Source organism: Streptomyces sp. NPDC002835 (assembly GCF_053591995.1).
Genome location: NZ_JBSFUW010000040.1, coordinates 50,964 through 65,747, shown reverse-complemented (window position 1 = coordinate 65,747; position 14,784 = coordinate 50,964). Strand labels below are relative to the sequence as shown.

Below are 14,784 nucleotides of genomic sequence, written 5' to 3'. Positions count from 1 at the left end.
CTTCAACCACACTCTTCCCCCCCCCCCCGCTCTACCTATCTCCCCCTGGTGCGGGGGGGCTCCTTCGGAGCCCCGCCGGCGATCGAGGCCACCGCGCGGAGCGCGGTACCGGGAGGGCTTCCGCTAGCCCAAGTCGCCCGCGGCGGTGCGCTCCGCCAGCTTCACCAGCGTGCGGACCGACGAACCCGTGCCGCCCTTCGGGGTGTAGCCGTACGGCGCGCCCTCGTGGTATGCGGGGCCCGCGATGTCCAGGTGCGCCCAGGTGATGCCCTCGCCGACGAACTCCTTGAGGAACAGGCCGGCGACCAGGCCGCCGCCCATCCGCTCACCCATGTTCGCCATGTCGGCGGTCGGGGACTCCATGCCCTTGCGCAGGTCCGCGGGGAGCGGCATCGGCCAGGAGGCCTCGCCGACATCTTCGGCGATCTCGTGGATCGCGGTACGGAAGGCGTCGTCGTTCGCCATGATGCCGAACGTACGGTTGCCCAGCGCCAGCACCATCGCGCCGGTGAGCGTCGCCACGTCGACGATCGCGTCCGGGTTCTCCTCGGACGCCTTCGTCAGCGCGTCCGCGAGCACCAGACGGCCCTCGGCGTCGGTGTTGAGCACCTCGACCGTCTTGCCGCTGTACATGCGCAGGACGTCACCCGGGCGGGTGGCGCTGCCCGACGGCATGTTCTCGGCGAGCGCCAGCCAGCCGGTGACGTTGACCTCGAGGCCCAGCCGCGCGGCGGCGACGACGGCGGCGAACACGGCGGCCGCGCCGCTCATGTCGCACTTCATCGTCTCGTTGTGGCCGGCCGGCTTCAGGGAGATGCCGCCCGAGTCGTAGGTGATGCCCTTGCCGACCAGCGCGAGCGTCTTGGCGCCCTTGGAGTGGGTGTAGGAGAGCTTCACCAGGCGCGGCGGGTTCTGCGAGCCCTGGCCGACGCCGAGGATGCCGCCGAAGCCGCCCTTGGCGAGCGCCTTCTCGTCGAGCACCTGCACTTTGACGCCGTGCTCCTTGCCGGCGGCGGTCGCCACGGCGGCGAAGGCCTCGGGGGTGAGGTCGTTCGGCGGGGTGTTGACCAGGTCGCGGGCGCGGTTGATCTCCTCGGCGAGCGCGACGGCGCGCTCCGCGGCGGCCTTGAACGCCTTGTCCCGGGGCTTGGCCCCCAGCAGGGCGACCTCACCGAGCGGCTTCTTGGAGCCGTTGCCGTCCTCCTGGTACGCGGTGAAGGCGTACGCGCCGAGCAGCGCGCCCTCGGCGACGGCCTCCGCGTCCTCGACGGACTCCATGGGCAGCGCGAAGGCGGCCTTCTTGGACCCGGCCAGCGCACGCGCGGCGGAACCGGCGGCACGGCGGAGCGCCTCGGTGCCGTACGTGTCGTCCTCCTCGGGCGCGGCGCCGAGCCCGACCGCGAGCACGATCGCGGCCTTGATGCCGGAGGGCGCGGGGAGCTTGGTGATCTCGCCCTCGCCACCGCCGGCGCCGAGGGTCTCCAGAACGGAGGCGAGCTTGCCGTCGAACGCCTTGTCCACGGCCTCGGCGCCCGGCGCGACGACCGGGCCCTTGGCGCCCTTCGCCACGCCGACGACGAGGGCGTCGGCGCGCAGCGTCGCAGCGCCTGCAGTGCTGAGAGTGAGAGCAGTCACGGTGGTGAAATCTCGCTTCCGTTGAGTTCTGAAGGTCCGGCGAGGCGGATCGGCACCTCACACGGGACAAGAGCCTACGCGCGGCCGCCCGCGCGACTCACGGCGGCGTTGGTGCGCCCCGCGCACGGCTCACACCCGTGGGCCTCAACGGGAGAGAGCGCCGCAGGTGGCCACGGGGGTACGGCGACCAGGCCGAGGGCTCCCGGTGGACCGTGCCCGTTCGGTCGTGGGCGGCACGGCGGGCGCGGACGCCGCGAACGCCGGAACATCAGCCGAGCACCAGCGCCACCAGCGTCACTGTTCCCGCCGTCTCCGCGAGCGCGCCGAACACGTCGCCCGTCACGCCTTCGAAGCGCCGCACGCAGTGGCGCAGCAGGAGGTGGGCGGCCAGCAGCCCGGCCGCCGCCGCGAGGGCGTGGTGCAGGACGGCGTACGGGCCGAAGAGCGCGCCGGAGGCCGCTGCGCAGACGGCGGTCAGGGCGGTCACGGCGAGTGCGCCGGACACGGGGACGGCGCCGGCGACCGCCGCGCCGAGGCCCTCGGGGCGGGCCGCCGGGACGCCGGGGCGGCAGGCGAGGGTGAGCGCCAGCCGGGCCGTGACGCCGCTGAGGGCCGCGGCCGTCGCGCCGAGCGCCCAGCTCTGGCCGTACAGCTCCGCCAGTGCCGCGACCTGCGCCACCAGGACGAACAGCAGGGTGATGACGCCGAACGGGCCGATGTCGGACTGCTTCATGATGCGCAGCGCGTCCGCGGCGGGCCTGCCGCTGCCGAGGCCGTCGGCCGTGTCGGCGAGCCCGTCCAGGTGCAGGCCCCGGGTGAGGGCGGCCGGCACCGCCGCGGTGGCCGTGGCGGCGAGCAGCGGCCCCGCGCCCAGCAGAGCCAGCAGCCCGCCCGCGGCCGCCGCGCACAGGCCGACGACCAGCCCGGCGAGCGGCGCGCAGAGCATCCCGGCGCGAGCGGCCCCGCGGTCCCAGCGGGTGACGTGGACGGGGAGCACGGTCAGGGTGCCGAAGGCGAAACGTATGCCGTGCGCGAGGGCCCGGGGAGCGGTCGGAGGAGTCACCGCGCGAGGGTAGCCCGCGCCGCGCACCGGTAAATTGCGCATCAGGCGTAATACGGGCGAAACGGAAGCAGGCGGCATGGGTCACTGGTTCTACCGCAACATCCTGGAGCCGGGGAAGCTCCCGATGCTGCTCGCGCTGGCCTCCTTTGTTCTCACGTTCCTGCTCACCCGCACGGTCACCAGGCTGATCAGGGCCGGCCGGGGGCCGTTCAAGAACGTCACCCCCGGTGGAATGCACATCCACCATGTGGTGCCCGGCGTCATCCTGACCGTGATCGGCGGTTTCGGCGCCGTGGGGAGCGGCCGGGACGGCGTCGCCGCCGCCGTGTTCGCGGTCCTCTTCGGGGTGGGGGCGGGGCTGGTGCTCGACGAGTTCGCCCTGATCGTCCATCTGGACGACGTCTACTGGACCGAGCAGGGCCGTCAGAGCGTCGAGGTCGTCGTGCTGGCCTCCGCCCTCGCGATGCTGGTGCTCAGCGGCTCGTCCCCGCTCGGCGTCGACGAACTGACCCCGGACGAACGCCAGAACCGCACAGCGGTGATCCTCACGGTCGTCGGCAATCTGCTCTTCGCCGTGATCGCCCTCCTCAAGGGCAAGGTGAGGATGGGCCTGCTCGGTGTGCTCCTGCCGGCGGTGGCCCTCGTCGGGGCGCTGCGGCTGGCGCGCCCCGAGTCGTACTGGGCCCGCAGGTTCTACCGCCGCCGTCCCAAGGCCCGGGCGCGGGCGCGACTGCGTTCGATCCGGCACGACCGGCGCTGGGCGGGGCCGCGCCGGGCGTTCCAGGACCTCATCGGCGGGACGCCGGACCGGGTGCCGCCCCGCGAGCCGTGACCGCGCCGCCGGCCCCGCGGGTGCGCGTCACGCCTCGTCGGGCGCGGGCTCTTCCGTCTCCGGCCGCGGCGCGGGCTGCTCCGGGAGCTCCGCCGCCAGCGCGGCCGCCGCCTGCACCATCGGCAGCGCCAGCAGCGCGCCCGCCCCCTCGCCGACCGTCACACCGTGGTCGAGCAGCGGGTTGAGCGCCATCCGGTCCAGCGCCTTGGCCTGCGCCGGCTCGCCGCTCACCTGACCCGCGAGCCACCAGTCCGGCGCCCGGAACGCCGCCCGCTGCGCGACCAGCGCGCACGCCGCCGACACCACGCCGTCCAGGATCACCGGCATCCGGCGCACCGCGCTCTGCAGCAGGAACCCGGTCGTCGCCGCCAGATCCGCGCCGCCCACCGTCGCCAGCAGCTCCAACTGGTCACCCAGCACCGGCCGCGCCCGCCGCAGCGCGTCCCTGATCGCCGCGCACTTGCGCATCCAGGCCAGGTCGTCGATACCGGCGCCGCCGCGCCCGGTCACCACCGAGGCGTCCGTACCGCACAGCGCCGCGATCAGCGTCGCCGCCGGAGTCGTACCGCCGACGCTCAGATCGCCGAGCACGACGAGATCGGTCCCGGAGTCGGCCTCCTCGTCGGCGATCGCCATGCCGAGGCGTACGGCCTGCTCCACCTCGTCGGCGGTGAGCGCGTCCTCGACGTCGATACGGCCGCTGCCGCGCCGCACCCGGTGCCGCGACACCTCCTCGGGCAGCAGCGCCGGGTCGCAGTCCAGGCCGGCGTCGACGATCCGCACCGGCACGCCCTGCCGGCGGGCCAGCACCGCCACCGGGCTCACGCCCTCCAGCACGTCCCGCACCAGCCGGTGGGCGCTGCCCGGCTCCCGGGCGGACACGCCCAGCCCGGCGACACCGTGGTCACCGGCGAACAGCAGCACGCGCGGCTGCTCGACCGCCTTGACCGGTACGGACGCCTGCGCGGCGGCGAGCCACTCGCCCAGCTCGTCGAGGCGGCCCAGCGCCCCCGGCGGCACGGCCAGCCGTTCCCGGCGTTCCTCGGCGTCACGCCGCATGCCGCTGTCCGGGCGCTCGATCAGATCGGAGAAGTCGTCGAGATTCAGCCTGCTCATTCGCCGAACAGTACCGGCACCGGGCGCGGCCCAGCCGTGCGGTACCGGCCTGTTCGCGGGTCAGCCGCGCAGCACGAGGGCCTGGCCCGCGACCACCAGCAGCACATGCTCGCACTCGGCGGCGAACGCCGAGTTCAGCCGGCCCAGTTCGTCGCGGAAACGCCGCCCGGAGGCGGTCGCCGGGACCACCCCGGAACCCACCTCGTTCGTCACCGCCACGACCGTACGGGGCGTCGCCCGTACCGCCGCGAGAAGTTCACCGACCCGTTCCCGCAGCGCCCGCTCGCCCTCGGCGGCCCACCGCTCGTCGTCCCAGGCGCCCGCCTTGTCCATCGCGTCCGTCAGCCACAGCGACAGACAGTCGATCAGGACGGGAGGCCCGTCCTCCGTCAGTACGGGCACCAGGTCGCACGTCTCCGCCGTACGCCACGAACCGGGCCGGCGCTCACGGTGCGCGGCGACCCTGGCCGCCCACTCGGCGTCGCCGTCCCGGCCGCCGCCCGTCGCGACGTACAGCACGTCCGGGAACGCGTCCAGCCGCCGCTCGGCCTCCAGCGACTTCCCCGAACGCGCCCCGCCCGTCACCAGCGTCCGCCGGGGCACGTCCGGCACCGCGTGGTACTCGCCGACGATCAGCGTCGTCCCGTCCGGCACGGCGCGGGCGCCCGCGGCCGCCAGACGGCGGGTCAGCTCAGGGCCGCCGGGGGCGTCGTGGTCCAGATGCACGGCGACCACGTCCGTCGTCGCCCCGATCGCGCCGGACGCCCGCAGCCGGGCGATCGCGTCCGGGCGGCCCACGACGTCGGCCACGACCATCTCGTACGCCGCCAGCCCCTCCGCGAGCCCGGCCGGGGCGGAGCCCGGCGGCAGATACAGCAGCCGGTCGCCGTCCGGAGACGTCACCTCGTACCCCGTGCCCGGGTGGTCCATCGGCAGCGCCCGCACCCGGTGCCCGCTGATCAGCGTCAACTCCCGGCCGTCCGGGACCCTCCCCGCCGTCGGCAGCCCGGCCGGCAGATCCACCGGCGGCCCGTCATGAGGGTGCGTCAGCAGCACCTGCCGTACGCCCACGAGCGAATGCCCCGCGCGGGCGGCGGCCAGCGCGGCCCCCGGAGTCAGGTCGAGAAGCAGCGCGCCGTCCACGAGCAACGCGGTCGCGGCCCGCGCCTCGGGCCCGCGGGCGGTCGCGCACACGGCGCACGGGCAGTCGGGCCGGGGGAGTCCGGCGGGCGCGCCGGTGCCGAGCAGAGTCAGTTCCACGCCTCTGATCCTGCCGTCTCGCCCCGGGCGGTGCGCGCCCGGCTACGCTGCGGGCAGCAACTGATCAGCTTGCCCTAGGGACGTGGGAGGCGCACATGGCGTGGACGTGGCGGTTCGAGAAGTCCGACGGTACGGAGGTGCCGCCGGCGGTGGAGCCGGAGGAGTTCACGACGCAGGGCGACGCGGAGTCCTGGATCGGCGAGCACTGGCGGGAACTCCAGGAGGGCGGCGCGGACCAGGTCGTCCTCTCCGAGGACGGCGCCAAGATCTACGGCCCGATGAGCCTCCACGAGTCCTGACGCGGACGGCGGGTCGGGGCGGGGGCGCCTGCGGCGGGCTTGTCCCCTACCCTCCCCCTGCGGCCTGGCGGCCGCGGGGGACCCCCACCTTCCCGAAACCGGGCTCTGCCCGGACCCGCGCCTCAATCTCCGCCGAGGCTGATTTCGCGGAGCGAAATCCAGCCCGGCCTGGTGGGGGTATCTCCCACGGCCGCCAGGCCGTAGGGGGAGATTGAGGGCACCGCGCGGAGCGCGGTACGGGGCCCGGGGCTTGCCCCGGTTCGGGAAGGGGCGGGTAGGGGAGCACGCCCCGCGCAGCGGACCCCGTGTCACAGCTCGCCCAGCACCACCCGCACCACCCGCCCCGCTCCCTCCCGCTCCACCGTCACGGACACCGTCTCGCCCGGTTGTCGTGACGCCAGCGCCTCCGCCAGGGACGTGATCGTCGTGATCCGGGTGTCGTCGATCTTCGTGATGATGTCGCCCGCCCGCAGCCCCGCCTTCTCTGCGGGGCCGCCCTCCGCCACGGAGACCACCGCCACGCCGGACGGGCGGTAGTCGTCGTCGAGCACGGTGCGGCCGGTGATGCCCAGGGCGGCCCGGCCGGAGTCGCGGACCTCGCCGTACTTGATGATCTGGTCCGCGACCGTCCGCACCATCGAGACGGGGATCGCGAAGCCGATCCCAGGCGCGGGGCTGCCCTCGAGGCCGGGGTCGGACGCGGCGAGCGTCGGGATGCCGATGATCTCGCTGTTCAGGTTGACGAGCGCGCCACCGCTGTTGCCGGGGTTGATCGGCGCCGACGTCTGCACCATGTTGCCGAGGGTCGCGCCGGTGCCGCCGCCGTCGCCGCTCTCGGTGACCGTGCGTCCGACGGCGGAGACGATGCCCTGGGTGACGCTGCTGGAGAGGCCGAGCGGCGAGCCCATCGCCAGGACGATCTGGCCGACCGCGACCTTCGAGGAGTCTCCGAAGCGTGCCGCCTTGAGCCCCGGAGGGACCGGGTCGAGCCTGATGACGGCGAGGTCCTGCTCCGGGAAGGACGACACCAGCGTCGCGGTCAGCGGCTGCTCGCCGGTGGCGACGGTGACGCTGAAACGTCTGCCACTGCCCACGACGTGCGCGTTGGTGACGATGTGTCCCTTGTCGTCGTAGACGACGCCGGAACCCAGGCTCCGACCGGACTCGATCTGGACGACGGAGGGCAGCACGTTCTCGATGACTTCCTGGTAGTCGTCCTCGAGTTCGCTCGCCGCGGCCGGCGCGGCGGCGCGGGCCCCGGCCTGCGTGGAAGGGGCGGACGGCGCCGGCCCGGCGGTCGGCGAGCAGCCGCCCGCGAGGGCGAGCACGCAGAGCCCGGCGGTCGTGGGCAGCAGCAGGTGGAGGGCCCGCCGACCCGGGCGGTGGGAACGGGGGGATGCGTCCATGCCCGGAGTATCCCTTTTGCCCCCAGGCCGGTGCCTGCGGTACGCCGCCGATCAGGGGCGTCAGGGCCTGGCGGAGGCCGTCAGACCCTGCGCACTCCGCACAGGTGCAGCAGCGCGGCCACGCCCCGGTACGGGTCCGTGCGGCCGGCGCGGTCCTCCAGGGCCAGGACCTGCTGCAGTTCGTCCGCGGCGGGGAGTTCGACATCGTTGCCGACGTGGTCCGTGAAGACGCGCACCCCGTACCAGGCGTGCAGCGGCGCGGCGATCCCGGCGAGGGTGGCGGTCAGCGCCTCGAGCCGGTCGGCCCGTACGCGCACGCCGAGCCGGTTGGTGTAGACGTTCGTGTCGAAGGCTTCCATCGCCGACTGCCAGTCACCGGCCGCCGCAGGCCGCATGGCGAGCGCGTCGCCGTTGCGTACGAGCAGCGACAGCAGCCCGCCGGGCGCGAGCATCCGGGCCAGGCCGGCGAGCAGGCCGTCCGGCTCCTCGACGTACATCAGTACGCCGTGGCAGAGCACCACGTCGAAGCTGCCCGGCAGGAAGTGCACACCGGTGTCCCGGCCGTCGCCCTCCACCAGCCGGACGCGCTCCCGGATCCCGGCCGGTTCGCCCGCCAGGGCGTCACGGGCGGCCTTCAGCATCACGGGGTCGGACTCCAGCCCGGTGACCGTGTGCCCGGCGCGCGCCAGCCGCAGGGCCTGCGTGCCCTGGCCCATGCCGACGTCGAGCACGCGCAGCCGCTGGCCGACGGGGTAGCGCGAGGTGATCTGCTCCTCGAGCTGACGGGCCACGAGTTCCTGACGGACGGTGTTGCGCAGTCCGCCCGCACCGGCGAGCCAGTTCGCGGACGCCTCCGGAGTGAAGCCGCCGGCCTGCGAGGAATCGGCGCTCAGGGCCGCTCTCCGCGCTTGACCTGCGGCTTCGGCAGCCGCAGCCGACGCATCTGCAGCGTGCGCATCAGGCCGTAGGCCACGGCGCCGCGCTTCGGCTCGTTCGGGAAGCGCTCGCGCAGCTGCTTCTTCAGGCGGATGGAGAGACCGACCGAGTCGATGACGATCATCACGATCACGCCAAGCCAGAGCAGCAGCGCGATGTTCTGCAGCTGGGCGACCCGGACCATGCTCAGCACGAGGATCACCACCGCCAGCGGCAGGAAGAACTCGGCCACGCAGAAGCGGGAGTCGACGAAGTCGCGGACGAAGCGCCGCACCGGACCCTTGTCACGGGCCGGCAGGTAGCGCTCGTCACCGCTGGCGAGGGCCTGGCGCTGCTTGGCCAGGTCCGCACGGCGGGCCTCGCGCTGTCGCTTCATCGCCTCCTTACGGTCCAGCGGCGCGCCGCTGGATGCACGGCGGCGCTGGCCCTGGGCCTCACTGCGCTTCGGCGTCGGGCGACCCTTGGGGGCCTCGGGGTCGCGGGGCTGCTTGGAGAGGTCCGCCGTCACCTTCGCGGTGGGGGCCTTCTCTTCGTTGGAACGGCTACGGAACACAAAACCCAAGGGTACGGGTTGCGGGGCATGGACCCCACCCCGGAGGGGAACGATCCCGCAACGGCGTGTGTCCGTATCGGACAGAACGGGCGACAGGCACAGCTTCCCTGACCGTCACCTACTCCTTGCGCCGGATCGGAGCCGTCCGCAGTCGTCCTTGGGGATGAGCGCATCCGCGCTCGAACAGTGCGGTAATGGATGCAGGGCCCGTACGCTGGGTTCTAGTTGGAGTGCTGAAGCCGTAGTCCGTCAGAAGGGGGCGCGCGAAGCCCATGAGCGGTGTCATGAAGCGTATGGGGATGATCTTCCGCGCGAAGGCGAACAAGGCCCTCGACAGGGCCGAGGATCCGCGCGAGACCCTCGATTACTCCTACCAGAAGCAGCTGGAACTGCTGCAGAAGGTCCGCCGGGGCGTCGCCGACGTGGCGACCTCCCGCAAGCGCCTCGAGCTGCAGCTCAACCAGCTCCAGGGACAGTCCTCCAAGCTCGAGGACCAGGGCCGCAAGGCGCTGGCGCTCGGCCGTGAGGACCTGGCTCGCGAGGCACTCTCCCGCCGTGCCGCGCTGCAGCAGCAGGTCACCGACCTCGAGACGCAGCACCAGACCCTCCAGGGCGAGGAGGAGAAGCTGACGCTCGCCGCGCAGCGGCTGCAGGCCAAGGTCGACGCCTTCCGCACCAAGAAGGAGACCATCAAGGCCACGTACACGGCGGCGCAGGCGCAGACCCGGATCGCGGAGTCCTTCTCCGGCATCTCGGAGGAGATGAGCGACGTCGGCGTCGCCATCCAGCGTGCCGAGGACAAGACCGCCCAGCTCCAGGCGCGGGCCGGCGCGATCGACGAACTCCTCGCCTCCGGCGCGCTCGACGACCAGTCCGGCCTGGCGAAGGACGACATCCAGGCGGAACTGGACCGGCTCTCGGGCGGTACGGACGTCGAGCTGGAGCTTCAGCGCATGAAGGCGGAGCTGGCCGGCGGCTCGGCGCCGCAGCAGGCGATCGAGGGCGGCGCCGGTGGCTCTACGGACGCCACGCAGCCGCAGTCGCAGAGCAGCCCGCACAAGTTCGACAAGCAGTGACGGCCGGCAGGAACGGTACGGATGGAGAGTAAGGACTCGTCATGATCGTACGGATCATGGGGGAGGGTCAGCTGGAGGTGGCGGAGAGCCACCTCCCGGAGCTGAACAAGCTCGACGACGAACTGCTCGCGGAGATGGAGAGCGGCGACGGGACCGGCTTCCGCCAGACCCTGCACGCGCTGCTGGAGAAGGTCCGCGATCTGGGGGAGCCGCTGCCGGACGATTCGCTGGAACCGTCCGAGCTCATCCTCCCTGCGTCGGAGGCGACGCTGGAGGAGGTCCGGGAACTACTGGGCGACAACGGCCTGATCCCGGCGCCGGACGCGTCCCTTCCCGACTGACACGCCTGCGGCGGGCTGTTCCCCTACCCGCCCCTTCCCGAGCCGGGGCAAGCCCCGGACCCCGTACCGCGCTCCGCGCGGTGGCCTCAATCGCCGGGGGGGGGGGGGGGGGGGGCCCCCCCCCCCCGGGGGCGGGGGGCGGCCCCCCCCCCCCCCCCCGGGGCCCCCCCCCCCCCCCCCCCGCGGCCCCGGGCGCCGCCGCCGCGCCCCGCGGCTTCACACTGGTGGCCAGCGGGGACGTCCTGCCGCACGACTCGGTCATCGACCGGGCCCGGCTCGACGCCGGCGGCCACGGCTACGACTTCCGCCCCATGCTCGCCGGGGTCGGCCCGGTCGTCTCCCGCGCCGACATCGCCCTGTGCCACATGGAGACCGTCTACGGGGAGAACGGGCACTACACCGGCTATCCGAGCTTCAAGTCCCCGCCGGAGATCGCCGCCGCACTCGCCCACACCGGCTACGACTCGTGCTCCACCGCCTCCAACCACACGCTCGACGACGGCGCCGCCGGAGTACGGCGCACCCTGGACGCCCTCGACCGCGCGGGCGTCAAGCACGCCGGCTCCGCGCGCACCCCGCAGGAGGCGGACCGGCCGGCCTGGCTCACGGCCGGCAGCGCCAGGGTGGCCCACCTCGCCTACACCTACGGCACCAACGACATCCCGCCGCCACAAGGACAGCCCTGGGCCGTCGACCTCCTCGACGAGCGGCGGGTCGTCGCCGACGCCCGCGCCGCCAGGGCCGCCGGCGCCGACGTCGTGGTCGTCAGCCTCCACTGGGGCACCGAATGGCAGACCGAGCCCGACCGGCGACAGCTGGACCTCGGCCGGTCCCTCACCGCCTCCACGACCGGCGGGCGCCCCGACATCGACCTGATCCTCGGCACCCACGCCCATGTGCCCCAGGCGTACGAGAAGGTCAACGGCACCTGGGTCGTCTACGGCATGGGCGACCAGATCGCGGGGGACATGATCAACCACTGGGGCGAGCAGGACCCCCGGGGGAACCAGGGCACCCTCGCCCGCTTCACCTTCTCGCCGCCCGCCGCCCCCGGCGCTCGGTGGGAGGTCACGAAGGCCGAGTACATCCCCCAGTGGATGGACACTGCCGCCGGCCGGGTCGTCAACCTGCCGGACGCGATCCGCCGCGAAGGCCCCCGCGCCGACTACGCCGCCGCCCAGCAGGCCGTCACCGAGGCGGTCCTCGGCCGCGGCGCGGACCGGGACGGCCTCACCATGGGCCGCTGACCACGGGTTTCCGCGAGGTTACGGAACCACCGTCACCGGCCACCGCCCGGCCTTCACCAGCCGCACCGCCACCGATCCGACGAACCGGTGCCCGGCCGACTCGGAGGCGCCCACCACCACCGCGTCCGCCCGCAGCTCCTCCGCCGCCGCCACCAGCCCGGCGTACGGATCCCCGCGGCGGGTGTGGAACTCCCAGCGGACGTCCCAGATCCCGTGCACCCGCTCGGCCGCCGCCCGGACCTCCTCCACCAGCTCCTCGGCGATCTCCCCGGTCGGGTCCGGGACCGGCATCCCCAGGGCGGCCCCCGCCGGCATCACCGGCTGCACGTAGACGATCGCGAGCAGCGCGTTCTGCCGCCGGGCGAGACCGCTCGCGTACGCGGCGGCGCGCAGCGAGGAGTCGGAGCCGTCGAGGCCGGCGACGATCACCTTCGGGCCGTCGGTGCCCCGTTCGAACCGGTGCGCTGTCACACCCACGAGGTTACCCACGCCGCTCACCCACGAGGCCGACGACGCCGGCCGGGCCGGGGCGGGGCGGCGCCGCGCCTCCGCGCGCTGCTCTCATCGGGTGCTTTCACCGGGACAACCGGTGTTGATCAACCCGTCACGGCGGCGGTCGTGCGAGCAGTGGCCCATGACGAAGGATCAGTCGCCACCCGGCCGCCGCTCGGTGTTCCGCATTGCCGCCTGCCTCGGCGCCGCCGCCGTCGGCGGCCTGCTCGTCAGCGAGCGGGCCGAGACCCCCGGACGCACACCCGCCGCCGGGACGGCCGGGGGCCCGCAGGCCGCCCCTCCGCCGGCGGCCACCTCCTACCGGCTGCGGCCCCTGGCGGCGTACGCGGTGCCCGCCCTGCGGCGCGCCAGGCCGCCGGTGCGCGAGCGGCCCTTCCTCGAGGTCACGGACATGGGCCGCACGATGGTACTCACCTTCGACGACGGCCCCGACCCCCGCTACACCCCGGACATTCTCGCCGTGCTGCGCGAGCACGGGGTGCGGGCGATGTTCTTCGTGTGCGGCGAGATGGCGACCGTCAACCGCGACCTACTGCGCGAGATGGCCGACGACGGCCATGTGGTCGGCAACCACACCTGGTCCCACCCGCTGGTCCCGAAGCTGCCGCCGTCCAGGATCCGCGACCAGCTCGGCCGCACCAGCGAGGTGATCGAGAGGTCCCTGGGCGAGGCGCCGCTGTGGTACCGCGCGCCCTACGGCGCCTGGAACAAGCACTCGTTCGAGATCGGCGCCGAGCTCGGCATGGAGCCGCTCGGCTGGACCCTCGACACCCTCGACTGGACCCGGCCGGGCACCACGACCATCGTCCGGCGGGTGCTCAGCGGCGCCGCCCCCGGCGTGGTGGTGCTCTCGCACGACGCGGGCGGCAACCGCTCGCAGAGCGTCGCGGCGCTGCGCCGCTATCTGCCGAAGCTGCTCGACGACGGCTACCGGATCACGGTGCCGCGCCGCTGACGTGCCGTCAGGTAGCCTTGACCATCCGGGCGAAGACGACCACGTTGCCGTCGTAACCGTCCGCCCTGGAGTATCCGCCGCCGCAGGTGATCACCCGCAGCTCCGGTTGGCCCGTGTCGGCGTACACCCGGACGCCGGGGAAGTCGTGCTTGGAGAAGACCTCGACGCCATAGACCTCGAAGACGGCGACGCGGCCGTCGAAGCGGGGCACCTCGATCCGGTGGCCCGGCTTGACGGAGCCGAGGCCGTAGAAGACGGCGGGGCCCGCCTGGTTGTCGACGTGGCCCACGACGACGGCGGTGCCCCGCTGGCCCGGGGAGATGCCGTTCTGGTACCAGCCGGCGAGGTTGGGGTCCTGCGGCTCAGGCGCCGCCACCCAGCCGTCCTGGTCCAGGCCGACGTTCACGATCGGGGCGTCCACCTTGATGGAGGGGATGCGCACCCGCTTGGCCGCCGCGTACGGCAGCGGTTCCAGCGGTACGGGCAGGAACACCTCGCCCGCCCTGGCGTGTGACGCGGCGGCCGCGGGCTGAGGTGGTCCGAGACCCACGTCCACACCGTTCTTGACCAGAGCGATGCCGGTGAGCATCGCCAGAGCCAGTACGCCCCAGGGTGAGCGCCTCCTCGGCTCCCAGCCGTACCTGTCCTGGCCCATGGTTCTCCCTTCGCGCGCTTGGGGGCACGCTAAGCGGGGTGCGGGGCTCCGGCGAGGGGGGAAGCGCGAACGGGTGGCCGGTGCCAGTCGGGATGCCCCATCCGGGTAAGGAGCCCGATAAAGCTTCTGACGGCCCGTGACCTGCGCGTCCGTCAGGTCGGGGAGCGTTGCGTCGGCGTGTCGGCTCACCGGGGTGGACCAAGACCGAAATGCGACGAAAGCACCATCGGGTGATTGTTCGTCATGGAAGACGTACTCGTCGATCATCCCGGAGCGCCGCTTTGGGGCGTCTTCCTTCTGGAGGTTCAACGATGCGTGCCTCACACGCTCTCGCAGCGACGGTGACCGCTTTCGCGGCCGTCGGACTGTGCGCTCCCATGGCCGTCGCCGGTGGCGGCGACGGCCCGAGGAACGTTCAGGTCAGCCCGTCCTCGGTCCACCAGGGCGGCATCCTGACCATCACCGTCGACGGCTGCCACCGTGGCGGTGTGGTCAGCTCCAACGCGTTCCCGGACGCCACGCTCTCCAGCCGTGACCGCGACCGCGACCATGACCGCGACCGTGACCACGACAGGGAGCGGGCCGGCGGCGACAGGGGCGGCGAGTCGGTCGCCACGGCCCGGGTCCGCGACAACGCGACCCCGGGGAACTACAGCCTGACGGTCAGGTGCAACGACAGCCCGCAGACCGCCACGGCTTCGTTCAGGGTGCTGCCCGGCCGCGCCGCGACGGGCGGTCTCGGCGGTTCGATCGGCCCGACCGACGTCGAGATGGCGATCGGCGCGGGCCTGGTCGCCACGGCGGCCGTGGGTGGCAGCCTGTTCATCGTCCGCCGCCGTCGCACGGTCGGCGGTCCGGCCTGACCGGTTGAACCTCCCGGTCGGGCCGGCACCGCCC

General features: G+C 73.6%; 16 protein-coding genes. 7 read left to right on the top strand and 9 right to left on the bottom strand.

Annotation, left to right across the window (positions count from 1 at the left end; all coding sequences use genetic code 11):
• Positions 1-123: 123 nt before the first annotated feature.
• On the bottom strand, positions 124-1,635 hold the full coding sequence (locus ACWD01_RS31135; RefSeq protein ID WP_451166481.1) for a leucyl aminopeptidase: 1,512 nt from the start codon (positions 1,633-1,635) through the stop codon (positions 124-126).
• Between the two features lie 268 nt (positions 1,636-1,903).
• Entirely contained in the window at positions 1,904-2,740 is an 837-nt protein-coding gene (locus tag ACWD01_RS31130; RefSeq protein WP_451166479.1) for an adenosylcobinamide-GDP ribazoletransferase, read from the bottom strand.
• 34 nt (positions 2,741-2,774) lie between these two features.
• On the opposite strand from ACWD01_RS31130, the gene ACWD01_RS31125 reads away from it, so the two are divergent.
• On the top strand, positions 2,775-3,530 hold the full coding sequence (locus ACWD01_RS31125) for a hypothetical protein (protein WP_451166478.1): 756 nt from the start codon (positions 2,775-2,777) through the stop codon (positions 3,528-3,530).
• Positions 3,531-3,557: 27 nt separating this feature from the next.
• On the opposite strand, the gene cobT is transcribed toward ACWD01_RS31125, so the two are convergent.
• Positions 3,558-4,646: a nicotinate-nucleotide--dimethylbenzimidazole phosphoribosyltransferase gene (gene cobT / locus ACWD01_RS31120; protein ID WP_451166476.1), complete on the bottom strand. Its 1,089-nt coding sequence runs from the start codon at positions 4,644-4,646 to the stop codon at positions 3,558-3,560.
• Between the two features lie 60 nt (positions 4,647-4,706).
• Entirely contained in the window at positions 4,707-5,906 is a 1,200-nt protein-coding gene (locus ACWD01_RS31115) for a bifunctional adenosylcobinamide kinase/adenosylcobinamide-phosphate guanylyltransferase (RefSeq protein ID WP_451166475.1), read from the bottom strand.
• Between the two features lie 95 nt (positions 5,907-6,001).
• On the opposite strand from ACWD01_RS31115, the gene ACWD01_RS31110 reads away from it, so the two are divergent.
• Complete coding sequence (locus tag ACWD01_RS31110) at positions 6,002-6,205, top strand: hypothetical protein (protein WP_356891637.1); 204 nt, start codon at positions 6,002-6,004, stop codon at positions 6,203-6,205.
• Positions 6,206-6,513: 308 nt separating this feature from the next.
• Here the strand turns inward: ACWD01_RS31110 and ACWD01_RS31105 are convergent, their stop codons facing one another.
• The 3 genes from ACWD01_RS31105 to ACWD01_RS31095 form a co-directional block, all read right to left on the bottom strand.
• Positions 6,514-7,611, bottom strand: coding sequence for a S1C family serine protease (locus ACWD01_RS31105; protein ID WP_451166474.1), 1,098 nt, complete (start codon positions 7,609-7,611; stop codon positions 6,514-6,516).
• Positions 7,612-7,691: 80 nt separating this feature from the next.
• Positions 7,692-8,429, bottom strand: coding sequence for a class I SAM-dependent methyltransferase (locus ACWD01_RS31100; protein WP_451166490.1), 738 nt, complete (start codon positions 8,427-8,429; stop codon positions 7,692-7,694).
• 71 nt (positions 8,430-8,500) lie between these two features.
• Positions 8,501-9,100, bottom strand: a complete 600-nt coding sequence (locus tag ACWD01_RS31095) for a DUF3043 domain-containing protein (RefSeq protein WP_451166472.1) — start codon at positions 9,098-9,100, stop codon at positions 8,501-8,503.
• Between the two features lie 272 nt (positions 9,101-9,372).
• Between ACWD01_RS31095 and ACWD01_RS31090 the strand changes: the two genes are divergently transcribed.
• The 3 genes from ACWD01_RS31090 to ACWD01_RS31080 are packed head-to-tail and all read left to right on the top strand — an operon-like array spanning position 9,373 to position 11,764.
• Positions 9,373-10,176 carry a PspA/IM30 family protein gene (locus ACWD01_RS31090; RefSeq protein ID WP_451166470.1) on the top strand — a complete coding sequence of 268 codons (804 nt, stop codon included), beginning with the start codon at positions 9,373-9,375 and terminating at the stop codon, positions 10,174-10,176.
• A gap of 41 nt (positions 10,177-10,217) precedes the next feature.
• On the top strand, positions 10,218-10,517 hold the full coding sequence (gene pspAA / locus ACWD01_RS31085) for a PspA-associated protein PspAA (RefSeq protein ID WP_451166468.1): 300 nt from the start codon (positions 10,218-10,220) through the stop codon (positions 10,515-10,517).
• Between the two features lie 5 nt (positions 10,518-10,522).
• A complete protein-coding gene (locus tag ACWD01_RS31080) occupies positions 10,523-11,764 on the top strand; it encodes a CapA family protein (RefSeq protein WP_451166488.1) in 1,242 nt (413 codons plus the stop codon).
• An 18-nt stretch (positions 11,765-11,782) separates the two neighbouring features.
• Here ACWD01_RS31080 and ACWD01_RS31075 read toward each other — a convergent pair whose 3' ends face one another.
• Positions 11,783-12,241: a universal stress protein gene (locus ACWD01_RS31075; RefSeq protein ID WP_451166487.1), complete on the bottom strand. Its 459-nt coding sequence runs from the start codon at positions 12,239-12,241 to the stop codon at positions 11,783-11,785.
• Between the two features lie 157 nt (positions 12,242-12,398).
• On the opposite strand from ACWD01_RS31075, the gene ACWD01_RS31070 reads away from it, so the two are divergent.
• Positions 12,399-13,232, top strand: a complete 834-nt coding sequence (locus ACWD01_RS31070) for a polysaccharide deacetylase family protein (protein ID WP_451166466.1) — start codon at positions 12,399-12,401, stop codon at positions 13,230-13,232.
• Positions 13,233-13,239: 7 nt separating this feature from the next.
• On the opposite strand, the gene ACWD01_RS31065 is transcribed toward ACWD01_RS31070, so the two are convergent.
• Positions 13,240-13,887 carry a class F sortase gene (locus ACWD01_RS31065; RefSeq protein ID WP_451166464.1) on the bottom strand — a complete coding sequence of 216 codons (648 nt, stop codon included), beginning with the start codon at positions 13,885-13,887 and terminating at the stop codon, positions 13,240-13,242.
• 311 nt (positions 13,888-14,198) lie between these two features.
• On the opposite strand from ACWD01_RS31065, the gene ACWD01_RS31060 reads away from it, so the two are divergent.
• Positions 14,199-14,750, top strand: a complete 552-nt coding sequence (locus ACWD01_RS31060) for a hypothetical protein (protein WP_451166462.1) — start codon at positions 14,199-14,201, stop codon at positions 14,748-14,750.
• The last annotated feature ends 34 nt before the right edge of the window (positions 14,751-14,784 follow it).

Coding starts and splice junctions, on each gene's coding strand:
- ACWD01_RS31130 (WP_451166479.1), bottom strand. CDS start 2,740: ATGCGCAATTTACCGGTGCGCGGCGCGGGCTACCCTCGCGCGGTGACT.
- ACWD01_RS31060 (WP_451166462.1), top strand. CDS start 14,199: ATGCGTGCCTCACACGCTCTCGCAGCGACGGTGACCGCTTTCGCGGCC.
- pspAA (WP_451166468.1), top strand. CDS start 10,218: ATGATCGTACGGATCATGGGGGAGGGTCAGCTGGAGGTGGCGGAGAGC.
- ACWD01_RS31065 (WP_451166464.1), bottom strand. CDS start 13,887: ATGGGCCAGGACAGGTACGGCTGGGAGCCGAGGAGGCGCTCACCCTGG.
- ACWD01_RS31110 (WP_356891637.1), top strand. CDS start 6,002: ATGGCGTGGACGTGGCGGTTCGAGAAGTCCGACGGTACGGAGGTGCCG.
- ACWD01_RS31070 (WP_451166466.1), top strand. CDS start 12,399: ATGACGAAGGATCAGTCGCCACCCGGCCGCCGCTCGGTGTTCCGCATT.
- ACWD01_RS31105 (WP_451166474.1), bottom strand. CDS start 7,611: ATGGACGCATCCCCCCGTTCCCACCGCCCGGGTCGGCGGGCCCTCCAC.
- ACWD01_RS31090 (WP_451166470.1), top strand. CDS start 9,373: ATGAGCGGTGTCATGAAGCGTATGGGGATGATCTTCCGCGCGAAGGCG.
- ACWD01_RS31125 (WP_451166478.1), top strand. CDS start 2,775: ATGGGTCACTGGTTCTACCGCAACATCCTGGAGCCGGGGAAGCTCCCG.
- cobT (WP_451166476.1), bottom strand. CDS start 4,646: ATGAGCAGGCTGAATCTCGACGACTTCTCCGATCTGATCGAGCGCCCG.